This window comes from Arachnia propionica (assembly GCF_037055325.1).
In the GTDB taxonomy this organism is placed as follows: domain Bacteria; phylum Actinomycetota; class Actinomycetes; order Propionibacteriales; family Propionibacteriaceae; genus Arachnia.
This window is the reverse complement of record NZ_CP146373.1, coordinates 1,526,150-1,542,321: the sequence shown is the minus strand read 5'-3', so window position 1 is coordinate 1,542,321 and position 16,172 is coordinate 1,526,150. Positions and strand designations below refer to the sequence as shown.

General features: G+C 65.0%; 13 protein-coding genes and 1 pseudogene. 4 read left to right on the top strand and 10 right to left on the bottom strand.

Features of this window, described 5'->3' with window-relative positions; genetic code table 11:
• Positions 1-40 precede the first annotated feature (40 nt).
• Positions 41-1,489 carry a GerMN domain-containing protein gene (locus V7R84_RS07155; RefSeq protein WP_338573528.1) on the top strand — a complete coding sequence of 483 codons (1,449 nt, stop codon included), beginning with the start codon at positions 41-43 and terminating at the stop codon, positions 1,487-1,489.
• A gap of 15 nt (positions 1,490-1,504) precedes the next feature.
• On the opposite strand, the gene V7R84_RS07150 is transcribed toward V7R84_RS07155, so the two are convergent.
• Positions 1,505-2,263, bottom strand: coding sequence for an SDR family oxidoreductase (locus tag V7R84_RS07150; RefSeq protein WP_338573526.1), 759 nt, complete (start codon positions 2,261-2,263; stop codon positions 1,505-1,507).
• 350 nt (positions 2,264-2,613) lie between these two features.
• On the opposite strand from V7R84_RS07150, the gene V7R84_RS07145 reads away from it, so the two are divergent.
• Positions 2,614-4,023: a mycothione reductase gene (locus tag V7R84_RS07145; RefSeq protein ID WP_338573524.1), complete on the top strand. Its 1,410-nt coding sequence runs from the start codon at positions 2,614-2,616 to the stop codon at positions 4,021-4,023.
• A 106-nt stretch (positions 4,024-4,129) separates the two neighbouring features.
• Complete coding sequence (locus V7R84_RS07140) at positions 4,130-5,776, top strand: NAD-dependent malic enzyme (protein WP_338573522.1); 1,647 nt, start codon at positions 4,130-4,132, stop codon at positions 5,774-5,776.
• Positions 5,777-5,870: 94 nt separating this feature from the next.
• On the opposite strand, the gene pstB is transcribed toward V7R84_RS07140, so the two are convergent.
• The 6 genes and pseudogenes from pstB to V7R84_RS15465 form a co-directional block, all read right to left on the bottom strand.
• Positions 5,871-6,647 (bottom strand): phosphate ABC transporter ATP-binding protein PstB, encoded by a 777-nt coding sequence (gene pstB, locus V7R84_RS07135; RefSeq protein ID WP_338573519.1) that lies wholly within the window; start codon positions 6,645-6,647, stop codon positions 5,871-5,873.
• Between the two features lie 31 nt (positions 6,648-6,678).
• Entirely contained in the window at positions 6,679-7,842 is a 1,164-nt protein-coding gene (gene pstA / locus V7R84_RS07130; protein WP_338573517.1) for a phosphate ABC transporter permease PstA, read from the bottom strand.
• Entirely contained in the window at positions 7,842-8,840 is a 999-nt protein-coding gene (pstC, locus tag V7R84_RS07125; protein ID WP_338573515.1) for a phosphate ABC transporter permease subunit PstC, read from the bottom strand. Before pstC ends, pstA begins: the two co-directional genes overlap by 1 nt.
• Positions 8,837-9,940, bottom strand: coding sequence for a phosphate ABC transporter substrate-binding protein PstS (gene pstS, locus V7R84_RS07120; protein ID WP_338573513.1), 1,104 nt, complete (start codon positions 9,938-9,940; stop codon positions 8,837-8,839). The genes pstC and pstS overlap by 4 nt, the downstream gene beginning before the upstream one ends.
• Before the next feature lie 163 nt (positions 9,941-10,103).
• Positions 10,104-10,571, bottom strand: a complete 468-nt coding sequence (locus V7R84_RS07115; RefSeq protein WP_338573511.1) for an NAD(P)H-dependent oxidoreductase — start codon at positions 10,569-10,571, stop codon at positions 10,104-10,106.
• Positions 10,495-10,650: pseudogene (locus V7R84_RS15465) on the bottom strand (flavodoxin family protein); the annotation flags it as partial. The gene V7R84_RS07115 and the pseudogene V7R84_RS15465, both read right to left, overlap by 77 nt.
• 367 nt (positions 10,651-11,017) lie before the next feature.
• Here V7R84_RS15465 and V7R84_RS07110 point away from each other — a divergent pair.
• A complete protein-coding gene (locus tag V7R84_RS07110; RefSeq protein WP_338573510.1) occupies positions 11,018-13,129 on the top strand; it encodes a hypothetical protein in 2,112 nt (703 codons plus the stop codon).
• Between the two features lie 169 nt (positions 13,130-13,298).
• Here V7R84_RS07110 and V7R84_RS07105 read toward each other — a convergent pair whose 3' ends face one another.
• The 3 genes from V7R84_RS07105 to V7R84_RS07095 all read right to left on the bottom strand — a co-directional run bounded on the left by V7R84_RS07105 (position 13,299) and on the right by V7R84_RS07095 (position 16,170).
• A complete protein-coding gene (locus V7R84_RS07105) occupies positions 13,299-14,045 on the bottom strand; it encodes a hypothetical protein (RefSeq protein WP_338573508.1) in 747 nt (248 codons plus the stop codon).
• A gap of 69 nt (positions 14,046-14,114) precedes the next feature.
• Positions 14,115-15,122, bottom strand: a complete 1,008-nt coding sequence (locus tag V7R84_RS07100) for a hydroxyacid dehydrogenase (protein WP_338573506.1) — start codon at positions 15,120-15,122, stop codon at positions 14,115-14,117.
• 1 nt (position 15,123) lies between these two features.
• The gene (locus tag V7R84_RS07095; protein WP_338573503.1) at positions 15,124-16,170 is read right to left on the bottom strand and encodes an NAD(P)-dependent oxidoreductase; all 1,047 of its coding nucleotides are present in this window, start codon (positions 16,168-16,170) and stop codon (positions 15,124-15,126) included.
• Between the last annotated feature and the right edge of the window lie 2 nt (positions 16,171-16,172).

The following is a 16,172-nucleotide window of genomic DNA, read 5'->3' as shown; positions in this document are numbered from 1 at the left end:
CACCAAACGTCCCGCCGGGCGCGGGGGGAAGTGACGTCCTTTGTCCGATACCTCCACGTGGTTGATCGACCTGTTTGACGAGCAGGGGCCGACGATGCACCGGCTGGCCGTGATGCTCGGCGCCGAATCTGAGTCGGGTCACATCCTGCGCACCTCGCTGCTGGGGTTGGCGAAACGCTCCAACCGGATCGTCGACCCATCGGCCCGGGTGGAATATTTGGCGGAACAGGTGGTGCATCAGGCGCGTTCCGTGCGGGGACCGAGCGGAACGCTGGAGCTGCTGAAGATCGCCGATTCACGCCAGGAGGAGATTCGTCGCGCCATCCTCGCCCTGCCCATCCGGCTGGGAGAGATCCTGCTGGTCTCTCACTACCTCTCCGTTTTCGGACCGGAGCTGGCCGGGATCATGCGGATGACGGTGCGGGGCTGCAACCAGCGACTCGAGGAAGCCCTCGATGCGCTGCGCAGGGCCGTCGGTGAACCGGAACCGGTGAGCCTACCCGGGGTGATCGAATCGCTGTCGCAGGAACTGACAGCCGCGTTGCGCTCCGCCGCACGGCTGGTCCAGTCCCCAGGAACTGAGACCCTGGAAGCAGAACTGCGTTCCCTCAAGGGAGCGCGGGCCCCTGGGGTTCCGCTGCTGCTGGCCGTACTTGTGGTGCTGTTGGTTCTGATGCTGGTGTTCTCCGTGACCTGGGTGCTCGGGCGTGCTCACCAGTCGGCACCAGTTCCGACGCTGGTCGAGTCACCGCAGTCCGTTGCACCACAGGCTCGGGTACTGCCGGCGCAGGTGCAGGCGGTGCCGGTGTACTACATCGGTCGCCAGGACGGGAAGCTGCACCGGGAATTCCGCAATCTGGCGGCCTCGGGGGACATGGTCTCGACGGTCGTGAACGCGATTCTGGCAGTGGCCCCTCTCGATCCGGACTACAGGTCCGCCTGGAATCCTGGGAGGGTCATCGGCGTCAGTCGCGAGGGATCAGTGGTGACCGTGAACCTGTCTGCCGACGCCTTCCCCGACGGCACCGACCAGGAACTGACGCAGCAGGCCATCGGTCAGGTCGTTCAAGCGGTCTACGAGGTCCTCGATGCCTCGGATCTGAAGGTTCGGTTCACGGCGAACGGAGCGGCGCCACCGGCTGCGTTCGCGGGCGATCATCAGCTGCCGGGGGCGGCATCGCTGGCGACGTTGTGGATTGACACTCCCGGTAACGGGGCACGACTGGCTGCCGGGTCCGTCACTTTTTCCGGCGTGGTGCAACCAGTAGCGGGTCAGCCGCGGGTGCTCGTCACCGACTCCAACGACACTCTGCTGGCCTCGCAGTACGCTCAGACCGAAGTGACAACGGGGAGCGACGGCTGGCGTCAGTGGTCGGTGTCGCTGACTCTGGGAGAGGGAAGCTACCTGGTGCGTGTGGAAACCAGCTGGACCGATGACATGGGGGTCGTGCAGACGTCGCTGGAGAGTCGCAGCATCACTGTCGAGTGACGCTTCACGCGAGCCTCAACGAGAAGCGACCCAACCAGCCACCTTGGACGTCCAACGGGTGGGCATCAAACGGGTAGCCTCCGCCAGAATTGTGTTGCCCACTCCGTCGACGACGTAGGGGCGGTGACGACGCAACGCCCGGAACGCGCTGTTCACCACCTGCTCGACGCTGCGGCGCTGTCGCATCACCTGGTCGTTGCCGGCGGCGGTGAAGAAACCTGTTTCTGTGGGGCCGGGGCACACGGCCAACACCCGCACGCCGCTGTCGTGCAGTTCCGACCACAACCCGATCGACAGGCGCAACACGTAGGCCTTCGTCGCGGCATAGGTGGAGAACCCGGGGATTGGTTGGAAGGCTCCGGTGCTCGCGATGTTGATGACCGCCCCACGCCCCCGCTGCTTCATGCCCGGCAGCGCGAGGCGGGTCAGTTCGGTCAGGGCCACCACGTTCAGCTCCACCTCGGCGGCAATGCGCTCCGGTGGCAGGTCGGTGAAGTCGCCGATAGATCCGAAACCCGCGTTGTTGATCAGGGTGTGGATCTCACGGGAGGCCAGGTCGGCGGCCAGCACGGCCCGGGCGCCGCGGTTGGTGAGGTCGCAGGGCCAGGTCTCCACCTGGACGTGCTGCGTCGCGCGTATCTCGGTCGCGATCGCATCCATTTTGTCTGCGCTGCGGGCCACCAGGATCAGGTTCGCCCCCTGCCGCGCGAGTTCTCGCGCAAAACCTGCCCCGAGTCCGCCCGAGGCCCCCGTCACAACTGCCCAACCTGTCATGGGGAAAGTGTAGGCGTTCAAACATCGATTCTCAGGTGCAGGTACTCGGGTTGGGCAACTCTGGCGTCGCGTGGAAGGGGACGAGATCGTCAGGCTCGGCCCTCGGATTTTCTCTCGAAGCGGGTTGACATAGACATCATGAGCGTCAGCAAACCGGTCGTGTCGAAACCATGGTGTGGGTGCCTGGGGTCTTGAGGCCGGGTCTGGTTTTCGGGAGTGGAGTGGGTCCGACTCGGGTCGCTCGTTCCTCACGAATCGGCTCACCCGGCTTGGTGACAGGAGGATGCTCACCTGCGGGTCCACTCAGTTTCATGGCGGGCGGGGCCGGTGACGCATGACAAAATGGGTGCATGCAGCATTTCGACATTGCCGTGATCGGATCCGGTTCGGGCAACTCCATCATCGATGAGCGTTTCTCCCACCTGGACGTCGCCCTGATCGAGGAAGGCCCGGTCTTCGGTGGCACCTGTCTGAACCGGGGTTGCATTCCCACCAAGATGTTCGTGGTGGCCTCCGAGGGGGCCCGGATGCCCGGGCATGCCGCCCGGCTCGGGGTGGACCTGGAGTTCAAGGGTGTCGACTGGCCTGCCATCCGTGACCGCGTCTTCGGGCGCATCGATCCGATCTCACAGGCCGGACGCGAGTGGCGTCGTACAGGAGAAGGGGTGACCCTCTTTGAGGGGCACGCCAGCTTCGTCGACGCCCACACCCTCCTGGTCGGCGACGTGCAGATCAGCGCCGACCAGATCGTCATCGCCACGGGGTCGCGACCCCGACCGCTGCCGGTGGAGATCCCGGAGGAGCTGCGGTCGCGGTTCCACACCTCCGACGACGTGATGCGCATGGACGAGTTGCCTCGCCGGCTCGTCGTGCTCGGCGGTGGGTTCGTGGCCTGTGAGTTCGCCCAGATCTTCGCGGGGTTCGGGTCGCAGGTGACCCAGATCAACCGCTCCGAGGTGCTGCTGCGCGGTGAGGACCGGGAGATCTCCGAGGAGTTCAAACAGGAGCATGCCGCGCTGGTCAACCTGATCCTCAACCAGAGCATCGCCGAGGTCGCCACCGGTCCCGACGGGGAGGTGCTGGTCATCACCACCGACCGCAACGGCGTCGAATACGAGTATCTGGCCGACGCGGTGCTGGTGGCCACGGGTCGCATTCGCAACTCCGATTCCCTCAACCTGGCCGCCGCCGGGGTCAAGGTGGGATCGGGGGGACAGATCCGCGTCGACAAACACCAGCGCACCAGCCAGCCGCATATCTGGGCGCTCGGCGACGTGTCCTCGGACTGGCTGCTCAAGCACGTCGCAAACGCGGAGGCCCGCACCGTTGCCGCGAACCTCCTCATCGATGGAGGCGAACTGGCGGTCACCGATCACCGCTACGTTCCTCACGCCGTGTTCACCGAACCCCAGATCGCCGCCGTCGGCGCCACAGAGGAACAGCTCCAGGAATGGGGTGCTCCTTATGTGGGGTTCACGCAGCGCTATGCGGATGTCGCGTTCGGCTGGGCGCTGGAGGACGAGGGGCATTTCGTGAAACTGCTGGCCGACCCGCGCACCTGGCATCTCCTCGGCGCCCACATCATCGGTCCCCAGGCAGCCACCCTGATTCAACCGATGATCCAGGCCATGAGCTTCGGCCAGACGGTGCAGGAACTGGCTCGTGGCCAGTACTGGATCCATCCTGCGCTGACCGAGGTCCTGGAGAACGCTCTCCTTGGCCTGCTGAAGGTACCCCGGCCAAAGGAACTCAACGCCTGAAGTCGGGTTCAAGGCAAGCAAAGCGCCTGGGGAGTCCCGGAATAGAGACCCCTCTGAGCACATAGGACCCGTCGACAGGATTGGAAAACAGACCTAGGAGGAAACCATGTCCGACAAACCCGCCGTCATCACCAACCCGCTCACCAATCGAGGCACGGCCTTCACTCTTGAGCAGCGTCGCGAGCTGGGGCTGATCGGCAGGCTGCCCTCGGCGGTGGAAACTCTCGACGAACAGGCCCGGCGCGCCTACACGCAGCTACGCTCCCAGTCTACCGACATGGCCCGCTACATCTTCCTCGACCAGCTTCATAACCGCAACGAAGTGCTCTACTATCGGTTGCTGGTCGACCACCTGCAGGAACTGCTACCCGTCGTGTACGACCCGACGGTGGGGGATGCCATCAAGGAGTGGTCGCGCGACTATCGTCGCTCCAGGGCCGTCTACCTCAGCATTGACCGGCCCGAGGACATCCGGGTCTCCTTCGAATCACTGGGGTTGGGAGCGGCGGACGTGGATCTTCTGGTCTGCTCCGATGCCGAGGAGATCCTGGGTATCGGCGACTGGGGTGTCAACGGTACCGACATTTCCGTCGGAAAACTTGCCGTTTACACTGCCGCCGCCGGCATCCACCCAGCACGCGCCATCGCCATCAACCTCGACTGCGGCACCGACAATCAACAGCTCCTCGACGACCCCGCCTATCTCGGCAACCGGCACCCACGCGTCCGGGGGGAGCGCTATGACGCTTTCATTGCCGAATACCTGAGGGTCGCCTCAGAGCTGTTCCCGCAAGCGCTGCTGCACTTCGAGGATTTTGGGCCGTCGAATGCCCGCCGCATCCTGGAGCGATACCGTGGCACTTATCGAATCTTCAATGATGACATGCAGGGCACGGGGGCCATCGTCACCGCGGCCGTGATCTCGGGCATGAAGGTGACGGGCACGTCTTTTGCTGACCAGCGACTCGTGGTCTACGGCGCCGGGACCGCGGGTACCGGTATGGCCGACCAGATTCACGCGGGAATGGTTCGCGATGGACTGAGTGAGACCGAGGCGAGGTCGCGGATCTGGCTGATTGACCGCGACGGCCTGGTCACCGACGACATGCCGGATCTGCCCGATTACCAGCAGGTTTACGCCCGCCCCGCCGCAGATGTGGCGGACTGGGAGCGTGGCTCCCGCGGAATCGGGCTGCTGGAAGTGGTGCGGAGAGTCAGGCCCACCATCCTGATCGGCACATCCACCGACCATGGTGCTTTCACCCAGGACGTTATCGAAGCGCTGTGCGTGGGGGCGGACCGTCCCATCGTGTTGCCGTTGTCGAACCCGACCGAGCGCATTGAGGCCATGCCCGCCGACGTGATCGCCTGGTCCGGCGGCAGGGCCTTGGTGGCGGCCGGCATCCCAGTGGAGGACGTGGAGTACGACGGCGTCACCTACACCATCGGACAGGGCAACAATGCGCTGCTGTACCCGGGGCTCGGTCTCGGGGCGGTCGTCTCGGGAGCGAGGGAGATCACTGACGGCATGCTGCTGGCTGCCGCTGAAGCCGTCGCTTCTCAAGTGGATCCGCTGCCACGAGGAGCGGCGCTGCTGCCGCCGGTGCGCGATCTGCGGGCGTCGTCGGCGATTGTTGCGGAGGCGGTCGCGCGATGCGCGGAGACCGAAGGGGCCGCATCCCGAACCCACGATGACCTCGCCCGTGCCATCAAGGACGCAATGTGGGAACCGGTCTACGGTTCCTGGGAGTGAATTTTCCTGGTTGCACAGCCCTCAAACGGGAAGAAGGCCGCTTCGGCCTGGAGATCGAGTCGAATTCCGGCGACAACCGTGAGCCGCACCGGTATCACCCGAAGCGACCGGTGATGTAGTCCTCCGTGGCTTTCTTCTCCGGGTTGTGGAAGATGCGTTCCGTCGGGCCGATCTCCACCAGATGTCCCGGTTCTCCCTGGGCTTTCAGGTTGAAGAAGGCCGTCTCGTCGGAGACCCGCGCCGCCTGTTGCATGTTGTGGGTGACGATGACGACGGTGTAGTGCTCCTTGAGTTCGTGGATGAGATCCTCCACGGCGAGGGTGGAAATCGGGTCGAGGGCTGAGCAGGGCTCGTCCATCAGCAGCACATCGGGCTGCACCGCAATGGCCCGGGCGATGCACAACCGCTGCTGCTGCCCACCGGAGAGACCCACACCGGCCTTGCCGAGCCGGTCCTTGACTTCCTTCCACAGGTTCGCGCCCCGCAGCGCCTTTTCGACGGCCTCGTCGAGCACCGCGCGGTTTTTCTCCCCGTTGAGTCGCAGCCCGGAGGCGACGTTCTCGTAGATCGACATCGACGGGAACGGGTTGGGGCGCTGGAACACCATCCCGACCACCCGCCGTACCGCCACCGGATCGACGCCGGGGCCGTACAGGTCGGTGCCGTCCAGCAGCACCTCACCGGTGCAGTGGGCACCGGGAATGACCTCGTGCATCCGGTTGAGGGTGCGCAGCACCGTCGACTTGCCGCATCCCGACGGTCCGATGAAGGCCGTCACGCTGCGTGGTTCCACCACCAGGTTCACGTCCGAGACGGCGTGGAACCTGCCGTAGTAGATGTTGAGGTTTTTTACCTCGATACGCTTCGACATGGATCCAGTATCCCTTCGGATCGCGTTGCGGTCATGTGAGCCTGTTGCGGCTGGCGATGCGCCGAGCGATCAGGTTCAGCACCATCACGATCAGCACCAGGGTCAGGGCGGCCGCCCACACCCGGTCGGCGCCCGGCTGGCCCTCCGGCACGGAGATTCCCGAGTTGATCATGGTGGGCAGCGCCCCCATCGAGTTCCCGAACGGGTCGAGGAACAGGTTCTGGGTGTAGCCGATCAGAATCAACAGCGGCGCCGTCTCGCCCATCACCCGGGCGATGCCCAGCACCACCCCGGTCAGGATGCCGCTGTAGGAGGTCGGCACCACGATCCGCAGGATCGTCTTCCACTTCGGCACTCCCAGCGCGTAGGAGCCCTCCCGCAGAGAATCGGGGACCAGCTTCAGCATCTCCTCGGTGGATCTGAGCACCATCGGGAGCATCAGCAGTACCAGCGCCAGCACCGTCGCGAATGCCGAGGGACGTTGCCCGAAAGTGGTGATCAGCAGGGCGTAGATGAACAGGGCCGCGACGATCGACGGCACACCCGTGAGCACGTCGACCATGAACGACACCACCCGTGTCGCCTTCGTGCCCCGCCCGTACTCGACGAGAAAAATCGCGCCCAGCATCCCGAGCGGCACCGCGATCACCGCGGTCAGCAGCCCGAGCATCAGGGTGCCGTAGATGGCCTGAACGGCACCGCCCCTGGCGTCGGTGGCCTGCGCCGACCCGAGCGGTGTCGTCCACCACTGCAACGACGGCGTGCGGGCGTCCCCCGAACCGGCATCGGTGATCATGACGATGTCGTAGGGTCGTCCAGGGTCGGGGGAGACGGGAGCTGTGGTCCGGGTGCGGTAGGTGTTCACCCTTTCACCGACTGCGACGTAACGCCCACCCGGTACGTAACGCCACTCGACGGCCTCGTCGGCGGGTGTGGCGTTTACGTCGCCCCCGCAGGCGTCGGCGGTGAGTCGCACTTTCTCGGAGCGGTCCATGCAGATCACGTGGTAGTCGGCGCCGACGCTGTACAGCAGCGGGGCGCCCTTGACCGCCACCGAGATCAGGATCCACAGCAGGGGGATCGTGGCCGCGGCCACGGAGAACCACACGAAGCCCGTCGCCAGGTTGTTCTTCACGGCCCGCCACCCGGTGGGGCGTTGCAGATTCAAGGAGTTGGGGGACGGGGGAGCGGACATCAGGATTTTGCCTTTCCGCGTTCGGCGACGATGCGCGCCAAGGCGTTGACCGCGAACGTCAGGACGAACAGGACCAGGCCAGCAGAGATATAGATCCCGGCCTTGTAGGCGGTGTCGAACTCGGCGGCGTTGCGAGCGATGATGGAGGCGAAGGTCTCACCGCCGCCGAAGATCGAGACGTTGAAGGAACTGGCCGACAGGATCAGCATCACAGCGATCGTCTCACCCAGCGCACGGCCCAGCCCCAGCATGGCGGCCGCAGTAGCGCCGGAACGTCCGTAGGGCAGTACAGCCATGCGGATCGTTTCCCAGCGGGTTGCTCCGAGAGCCAGGGCTGCCTCGATCTGTTCCCTGGGAGTCTGGGAGAACACGTCGCGGGTGACAGCTGTGATGATTGGCAGGATCATCAAAGCCAGCACCAGAGATGCCGTGAACACCGTGCCGGGGGAGGTCACCTGCGTGCTGCCGAACAGCGGGAACCAGCCCAGATGGGCCTGCAACCAGTGCGCGACGGGCTGCAGGGCCGGGCCGAGCACCTTGATGCCCCACAGCCCGAAGATCACCGACGGGACTGCCGCCAGCAGGTCAACGACGAACCCGATCCCCCGGGAGACCCGTCCCCCCACGTACTGGGTCAGCAGCAGCGCGATCCCGATCGCCACCGGTACCGCGACTAGCAGTGCGATCACCGACGACAGCACCGTGGTCCACAGCAGCGCCGCGATGCCGAAGTGCGGGGGACGCGAGGAGGAGTCGAAGGTGGTGGAGGTGAAGAAGTTCGCGGTGTTGTCCAGCAACGGCTGCCAGGCGTTGCCGAGCAGGAACGTCCCGATGATGAGCACCACCACGACGATGACCAGGCTGGAGGCCCGTGCGGAGCCGCCGAACAGCAGATCGCCGAGGTGAATGGTGCTGCGGCCCCGACTGGTCAGGACATCGGTGGCAGCGCCGGGAGCGGGCTTCCCGTTCCCGGGCGTGGCGTGTTCGTCGTTACTCATCGGATCCCGGAGACGCTCCGACTCACCTTCTCTCGCAGCTCGTCGGGCAGGGGAGCGTAGCCGAGTTCCTCGAGGGAGGCCTGTGCGGTCTCGGATGCGAACAGTTCCAGGAAGTCGCGCAGCAGCTCAGGGTTGGCAGCGTCCGCGGAGCAGACGACCTCATAGGTGGCCATCACCAGTGGGTAGGCGCCATTCCCCGGGGCGTAATTGATGTCCAGGCGGATGCCGTCATCGTCGGTCTCCGCCTCGGCTGCGGCGACGGCCCGGCTAGCCGTTTCCCCTGACAGCACCACCCCGTCGATGCGAACGACTTTCAGGTCGCGTTCCAGAGCGGCGCCCCATTCAAGATAGGTGATGGAATTGCGGGTACTTGCGACGGCGTCCGCAACACCTGCGGTCTTCTCCTTGCCTTCGCCCCGAGTGGCGGGCCATTTCTTTGACGCGTCGTGCCCCCAGGCATCGCCGGTGGTCTTGGCCAGGTATTTCGTGAAGTTCTCAGTGGTTCCGGATTCGTCGGCCCGATGGAACACCGCGATCCCGGCGTCGGGAAGTGAAACCCCGGGATTGGCAGCCGCTATCGCGGGGTCATTCCAGCGGGTGATGTCGCCGGTGAAGATTCGTGCGATCAATTCGGCGCTCAGGTTCAGATCCGTGACGCCCTCGACGTTGTGGGCGATGGCGATGGGGCCAAGGACCATCGGAAGATTCAGGGCGGTGTTTTCTCGGCAACGTTTCTCCGCCTTCTCGGTTTCGATCACCCCGTCGTGCTCCCTGTGACTGAGCGGGGAGTCGGAGCCGGCTAGATCGACGGTGCCGCCGAAGAACGCTTTGACCCCAGCGCCGGACCCGGAAGTGGTGTAGTCGATGACCGTGCCGGGGCAGACAGCGGTGTAGTCCTGGATCAGTTTTTCCATCGCGGTTCGTTGCGAACTCGCCCCCTCTCCACGGATCGCCCCGCCCGGGCACGTGGGCCGGTGGGAACCTGCGGTCCCCGTGGCGATGGGGTGAACGGCGACACCTCCGCTCCAGCAGCCGGTCAGCAGCAGGATGCTACAACCCAGCATTGCGGTCAGGCGCACCTTCAGGTCACGAAACCTCACAGTCAACGAAGCTAGACGTGCAAGATGACAGCACACCTACACCCGGGTTAACGCCCGGTGAACGCTGGATCGACGTGCCGTTCGACCCGGTCGCTCCCCTCGACGATGTCGGCCCCAGCGCATCGAGGAGCGGGGAAGACGCAGGTCTTGGCGACGCGGTTTCTCAGCCGAGAAGGTCGAGTTCCGGGTGTTCGGAGGTGAGCCAGATGTGGTAGGCATCGGCCCGCAACTCCAGGTCCGCGTCGGTCAGGTTGAGGGCTCCGGCAGTGAAGAAGGGGGCGACGAAACGGGTCCCGACCATGTTGCTCATGGCCTGGAAGGGACGCAGCAATTCGTGCAGCTCGTAGTGGTACTCGCCGCTGCGGTCGTAGCTGGAGGCCGGTGCCCCGAGAGAGGCGGAGATGGCGACTTCTTTGCCGTGGAGGGCTTTGCCGGTTGAACCGTAGGCCCAGCCGTAGGTGAGGACGTCGTCCTGCCACTGCTTGAGCAGGGCCGCAGTACATGGGGAACTGCAGGACGATCCGGTCGGTGGCCTCGCAGACGGCCTGCTCGGCAGCGACGTCGACCTTGAAATCCGGGTAGAGGGCGTACATGTCGCGGACCTCCACCGGGTTCTCTGCGGTTCCGGCACTGCGGGCCGCCTGCGCGAGGCGGGCATTGATCCGGGAGGCGGCCAGGTTGGGGTGGAAGAGCAAGACCGTGGTGTTCATAGGGACTCCTTGGAGAAGAACCGGCGGGAAACCGTGCGGCCAGCAGCCGCTGTCCCAAATCGGTGTCGGGGACAAGATGCCCCGGTTCGCGTGGATGATGCTGCAAGTGTAGTTCGCGGGGAATGGAACCGGCTGATTCCTCGTGGGGCAGGTCACGCTCTGGGTAGCGCGGTCTGTGAGGCCTGCCGCCCGGACGGCATGGTCCAGGAGTGTGGCGCCACGGGGCCAGAGACGAGGAGTAAGGGCCTCTCCTCACCGGGTAATTATCACATTCATATGACGGAACTCGCTGAATGGCCCGAAAATGTTGACCAAAGATTATGCCACCTGGTTAAGATAATTGGTGAGCAACGAAGGAGCGTGAGGAATGCATCGGAACCAAGAAGCCAGACCTCGGCGGTTCGTCCGGGCCGCGACCTGTCTGGTCCTCGGCCTTGCGACCGCCTTGTCCTTCGGCGGCACCGCGGTCGCGGATCAGGCGGGCCACGAGGAGAAGATCACGTCGAATGGGGAGCGGCCACCCGCACCGGTGAACGTGCCGAACTACGGCACCACCATCAAGGGTGACACTCCGGTGGCGGTCGTCGTCAGCGGGGGGATAGGCGGCAAGCTCAACGTCGTCGATCTCGTCAGCGGGACAACCATCGTCCAGAAGGACTTCGCCGGCGAGACGTACGATGTGCAACCCTGGGGGTTCGCCACCCTCAGCGACAAATCGGTCCTGATTGCGGCCGGGCTGAGCGGCCTGTGGCGTTACGACCCCAAGGATGACAGCGTTGAGCACCTCATCGAGGGAGACAATAAGGCAATCAAAAATGCCAACTTCTTCTGGGACGTCGTCGTCGATGAGCACGACACCGCCTACATCGCCACCTTCGCCGGTAGCAGGAATGGCGGTGGCCATGTGCTGACTTGGAACAAGGACAGCGGGCCGGGCTTCCTCAAGGGGGGCGACCCCGTCGATCCGGAGCAGCCGCAGGCCCGGAGTATCGCCTACGAGAACGGCAAGGTCTACGTGGCTGTCGGGGCGAGCGCCCCGAAGGTCTATCAGATCGACCCGAAAACCGGGGCGAAGAAAGCTCTGCCGTTGCCTGCCGAGGTGTGTCCCGAAGGGAAGCTGCCTCATCTCGAGGCCAGGGCGGGCAGACTGTATGTCGAATCCTGTGATGAGAAGCGGAACCTCGTTCACGATCTCGCGTCCGGCACGTCCAGCTGGTTGAACGAGGCCAGCGGCAAGGTCATCTCCCGCCCGGGGGAGGCCACGAAGGTCTACTACGCTCGCGACAAGCAGCTGGTGGAGTACGACCCTGACACCGCCACGCACACGTCGCTGCCCGCTGGAAACCAGCTGCTCACGCGGCTGAGCCCGAACAGCTGGGTCACCCACGACATGTTCGTCTCCTCGCAGATGCACAGGGGGAACCTGACCATCTACGACACCACCAAGCAGGGCGCGGATTCCGTCAAGAGGATCGATGGCAATGAGGCGCTCAAGGCACCGGACCGCGCCATTCAGTCAATGGTGGCCGCGGACAATGGCAGGCTGTTCGCATCCTGGTACATGACGGCGGACCAGCTGCTCAGCGTCACCCCCGGTGAGAAGGCCGACGGCGCGACATTCAAGCTGGTGGACTCCCCGACCGGTCAGGGAGAAGGAATGGCGGTGAACGGTGACACGCTGGTCGTCGGGCTCTACCCGGGTGCCCTGGTCACGTCCCGCTCCACCACGAATGATGCCGAGTACAAGGCCGTTCCCGCAACGGTTGCCGGCCAGGATCGTCCCTACGCGATCACCCACACCACGGGCAACGTGTTCGCCATCGGGACTGTTCCGGGGGACGGCAAGCTTGGCGGAGCGCTGGCTTTCTACGACGCGAACGCCCACAAGATTCAGAAGACCATCGCATTCGACAGCCTGAGCTACGCGGCGGGTGTCCCGCAGGATCGTCTGGCGCAGCAGTCGCCGATCTCCATGGCCTACCGCAACGGCAAGCTCTACATCGGCACCACCGCGCGCGGCGGACACAGCAATGTGGCGGTCGACAAGAAGACCAACAAGCCGCAGGAGGCGCAGCTCGTCGAATTCGACGTCGCCAGCAGCACGGTGACGCGCGTCGTCAACCCCTTCGAGGGTGAGGGCCAGAACGCCATCACGGCGCTGACCTTCGGCGACGACGGAATGCTCTACGGCATCACTGGGGCCCGGGTGTTCAAGGTGGATACCGCCTCCTTCGCGATCACCAAGAACAAGGTGCTCAAGGACGCCCAGGAGGTCAACCGCAGCTGGCTGGTCCAGCACGGCGGACAACTGTTCGGGGTCGTGCAGGGCACTCTCTACGCGATCCAGACCAGCGACCTCACCTCACAGTCCATCGCCGGTGGCGGCGTCAGTGCCCTGACCCTCGGGAAGGACGGCTACCTGTACTACGCACGCGGGGCGGACATCTACCGTAACGATTACGCGAAGGCAGGCCGATGACCATCTGGCCGATCGTCCCGACCCGGACCACCCCGGCGCCGATCTCGTTGCCGAACTCCGTGGCCTCAACGCCGGGCACCCCGCCCGACACCACGGAGTAGCCGGGGAAACGACGTCCTGGGGAAGTAGGGGTGCCTCCCTGGGACGTCGGGAAAAGGGTTCCCGGAGGTCACGGCCTCCGGGAACCCTGCATGCCCGGACCGGGCCGGTGACCGGCAGGTTGTGGGCCACGGATGTGTCCCCGGGCACGCAGTCTGCCTGCTCCCCAGAGCACATATGCGAGGAGCAGAAAACCGGCACTCAGCATTCCCACCCACGGCCACCAGTCGGGACGCGCCGGATTCAGAAAGGCGTACATGGGTTTGTCGTTCAGCGCGTCCCAGGCGTAGATGAACAGGTACGGAACCAGCGACAGTGTCCAGGTCAGCGGAACCCACCAGGGCAGCAGGGACTGGTTCCTGCCCACGAGGGTCCAGTCGATCACGGACAAAACCGGTAGCGCCAGATGAGGGATGAAACTCGTTGGCGTGCTCAGGTTGCCGGAGATGATGAACCCGAAGACCAAGCCCGTCAGCAGAGACGCACACGTCGAGAGACCACGCAGCCAGCCCAGATTCCCCTCCAGCTTCCGACGTGCCGGGAAAGTCAGGAAGAACAATGGTCTGAGTAGCCCGAACAACGCCACCAGGAACACGAGGATGGTGGAGATCGTCGTGAAGTACAGCACCTGATTCAGGATCTGCGGTGGCGTCCTCAACGGGGCGAACATCAGGATCAGCCCGGCGCCGGAGGCCAGGGTGAGGACTAATCGCCAGATCAGGGTCAACGTCAATTCGGTGGTGCTGGCTGGAGGCAGGAGTCCGGCAGGTGCGTCAGGCGGTGTGGGGTCGGTGGATGGAGCGGGTCCTGGGATCATGTACGAATGATCCCAGAGGCCGCGTCAACGGGCCTGTGAGAAACTGATCGAACCGGTTCGTGGAACCCCTCAAGCCATCAGGCGCAGGCGGTGTGCATCGACAGAGTGGGCGAGGGGAAGACCACGCGCCCAGGCGTGGACCTCCCCTGCGACGATCAGTCCCTGCCGGAGCCTGCCCTCGTGAGTTCCTGCCGCGCGATGCGGGGTCACGACCACGTTCGGTAGGGTGCGCAACTCGCTGTCGGGGGGCAGGGGTTCCTCGTCGAACACGTCGATCGCTGCATCCAACCGGCCCGACCGCACCTCGGCGAGCAGCGCCTGCTCGTCCACCAGCCACGACCGTGCCGTGTTAACCAGGCCCGCCCCGTCCGGCATCAACGCCAGTTCGCGGGTTCCCAGCAGGTGTCGGGTCGTGGGCAGTGATGGGGCGTGCAGCGCCACGATCCGTGCCCGTTTGAGTCCCTCATCCAGGGGCACCAGTTCCGCTCCGAGCCGTGAGGCCTCCGCGGGATCCAGGGTCGGATCAACGATCAGCGGACGGGCCTCCAGTGCGCGAAGTAGCGACAGGTAGGCCCGTCCCGTCCTGGACGCGCCCACCACGGTGATCACCGACCCGCTGAGCTCGTGCTGTGTGCCGAAGACGGTCGCGTCAGGCCAGGTGCCCTCGTGCATCGCGTGGTCCATGCGATGAATCCGGTGCAGGAGGGTCAGGGTGAACGCCAGCGACACCTCCGCGACGGCGGGTGCCATGGCCTGTCCTGCCTGCGTGACGCTGATGCCGCGGGCGAACACCTCATCGGTGATGAACGACCGGATGCTGGCCCCGGTGTGGGCCACGAGTCCGAGCGATGGCATCCGGTCCAGCAGCTCAGCCCCCAGGTGAGACAATCCCCAGCTCGTGACGAGCACTCGTACCTCATCGAGGTTGATGTCTCCGGGGAAGGAATCGACCCGGAACATGGCGGTGCCACCCAGGGCGACGGCGGCGTCCTGGAGCAGGCCACGGGAGGTCTTGTCGAAGAACTCCCGAGACAGAGCCTCAGGCACGACCGCGAGCAGGACGGGGTGGTTGCGCATCTCAGAACCTTCCGTCCCGCACCGCCCATTTCGTGGGCTTCCCGGTCATTGGAAGTCCGTCGAGCATCCATTGGGCCTGCCATTGAATCAACCGGTCAGCGGTCACGTTGGGGCGACCGAACATCGTCATGCAGCGCGTGGAATCGCTCAGCAGTGCCGTCGGTCCCGGGGAACCGGTGAAACGCGCATCCGTGCCCAACAACTCCGCGAACCGGTGCGCCACGTCCCGGACCTCCAGCAGTTCCGGGCCGGTCAGGTTGATCGTGAACACCTCCGTGCTGGCGTGAGTGAGGCTGCGGAGCACCACTTCGTTCGCATAACCCTGCCAGACCACATTGACGTGGCCGATTGTGATCGGCACGGGTTCTCCCACGGCGATGAGGGTGGCGATGTCGGCCAGCACTCCGTAGCGCAGGTCGATGGCGTAGTTGAGACGGATCACGCTGAGCGGGGTTCCCCAGGTGCGTGCCGCGAACCCGAACACCCGTTCCCGCCCCAAGCAGGACTGTGCATATTCCCCGACGGGCTCGGGCGGTGTTGCCTCGGTTGCCCCGCCGCTGCCGGGGGTGACGAAGGGGTAGACATTGCCGGTGGACAGCGTCACGATGCGGGATGTGCGGTAGCGGCGGGCCACCCGATCCGGCAACGCGGCGTTGATCTCCCACGCCCATGACGGGTTGTTCCCGGCACCGAATTTCGCACCCACCATGTGGATCACACCGGCTGCCTCGGGCAGGGAGGAAAGGTCGTCGTTCGCGACCAGATCGAAGGGGATCACGTTTACCCCGGCCTCGGTCAGGTCGCGACGCAGGCTGTCCTCGGGGAATCGGGAGACCGCGTGGACGACGTCACCCGTACGTCCTGCGGCATCTAGCCCGGCCCGGGCCAGTTTCGCCAGGGAGGGGCCCATTTTGCCCCCGGCCCCCAGCACGACCAGGTCCCCCGACCAGCTCCGGAGGTCCGTGACGAGTTCCGGGCGCGGGCTGGCCAGGAGCCGCTCCAATGTCGTCTCGTCCGTGACTTTGTTCGGTATGGCGTGTGTGGTCATTG

What these genes read in the sequence shown, in the direction of transcription:
- pstC (WP_338573515.1), bottom strand. Translation starts at nt 8,840, where the DNA reads ATGAGTAACGACGAACACGCCACGCCCGGGAACGGGAAGCCCGCTCCC.
- V7R84_RS07095 (WP_338573503.1), bottom strand. Translation starts at nt 16,170, where the DNA reads ATGACCACACACGCCATACCGAACAAAGTCACGGACGAGACGACATTG.
- V7R84_RS07100 (WP_338573506.1), bottom strand. Translation starts at nt 15,122, where the DNA reads ATGCGCAACCACCCCGTCCTGCTCGCGGTCGTGCCTGAGGCTCTGTCT.
- pstB (WP_338573519.1), bottom strand. Translation starts at nt 6,647, where the DNA reads ATGTCGAAGCGTATCGAGGTAAAAAACCTCAACATCTACTACGGCAGG.
- V7R84_RS07145 (WP_338573524.1), top strand. Translation starts at nt 2,614, where the DNA reads ATGCAGCATTTCGACATTGCCGTGATCGGATCCGGTTCGGGCAACTCC.
- V7R84_RS07150 (WP_338573526.1), bottom strand. Translation starts at nt 2,263, where the DNA reads ATGACAGGTTGGGCAGTTGTGACGGGGGCCTCGGGCGGACTCGGGGCA.
- pstA (WP_338573517.1), bottom strand. Translation starts at nt 7,842, where the DNA reads ATGTCCGCTCCCCCGTCCCCCAACTCCTTGAATCTGCAACGCCCCACC.
- V7R84_RS07105 (WP_338573508.1), bottom strand. Translation starts at nt 14,045, where the DNA reads ATGATCCCAGGACCCGCTCCATCCACCGACCCCACACCGCCTGACGCA.
- V7R84_RS07110 (WP_338573510.1), top strand. Translation starts at nt 11,018, where the DNA reads ATGCATCGGAACCAAGAAGCCAGACCTCGGCGGTTCGTCCGGGCCGCG.
- V7R84_RS07140 (WP_338573522.1), top strand. Translation starts at nt 4,130, where the DNA reads ATGTCCGACAAACCCGCCGTCATCACCAACCCGCTCACCAATCGAGGC.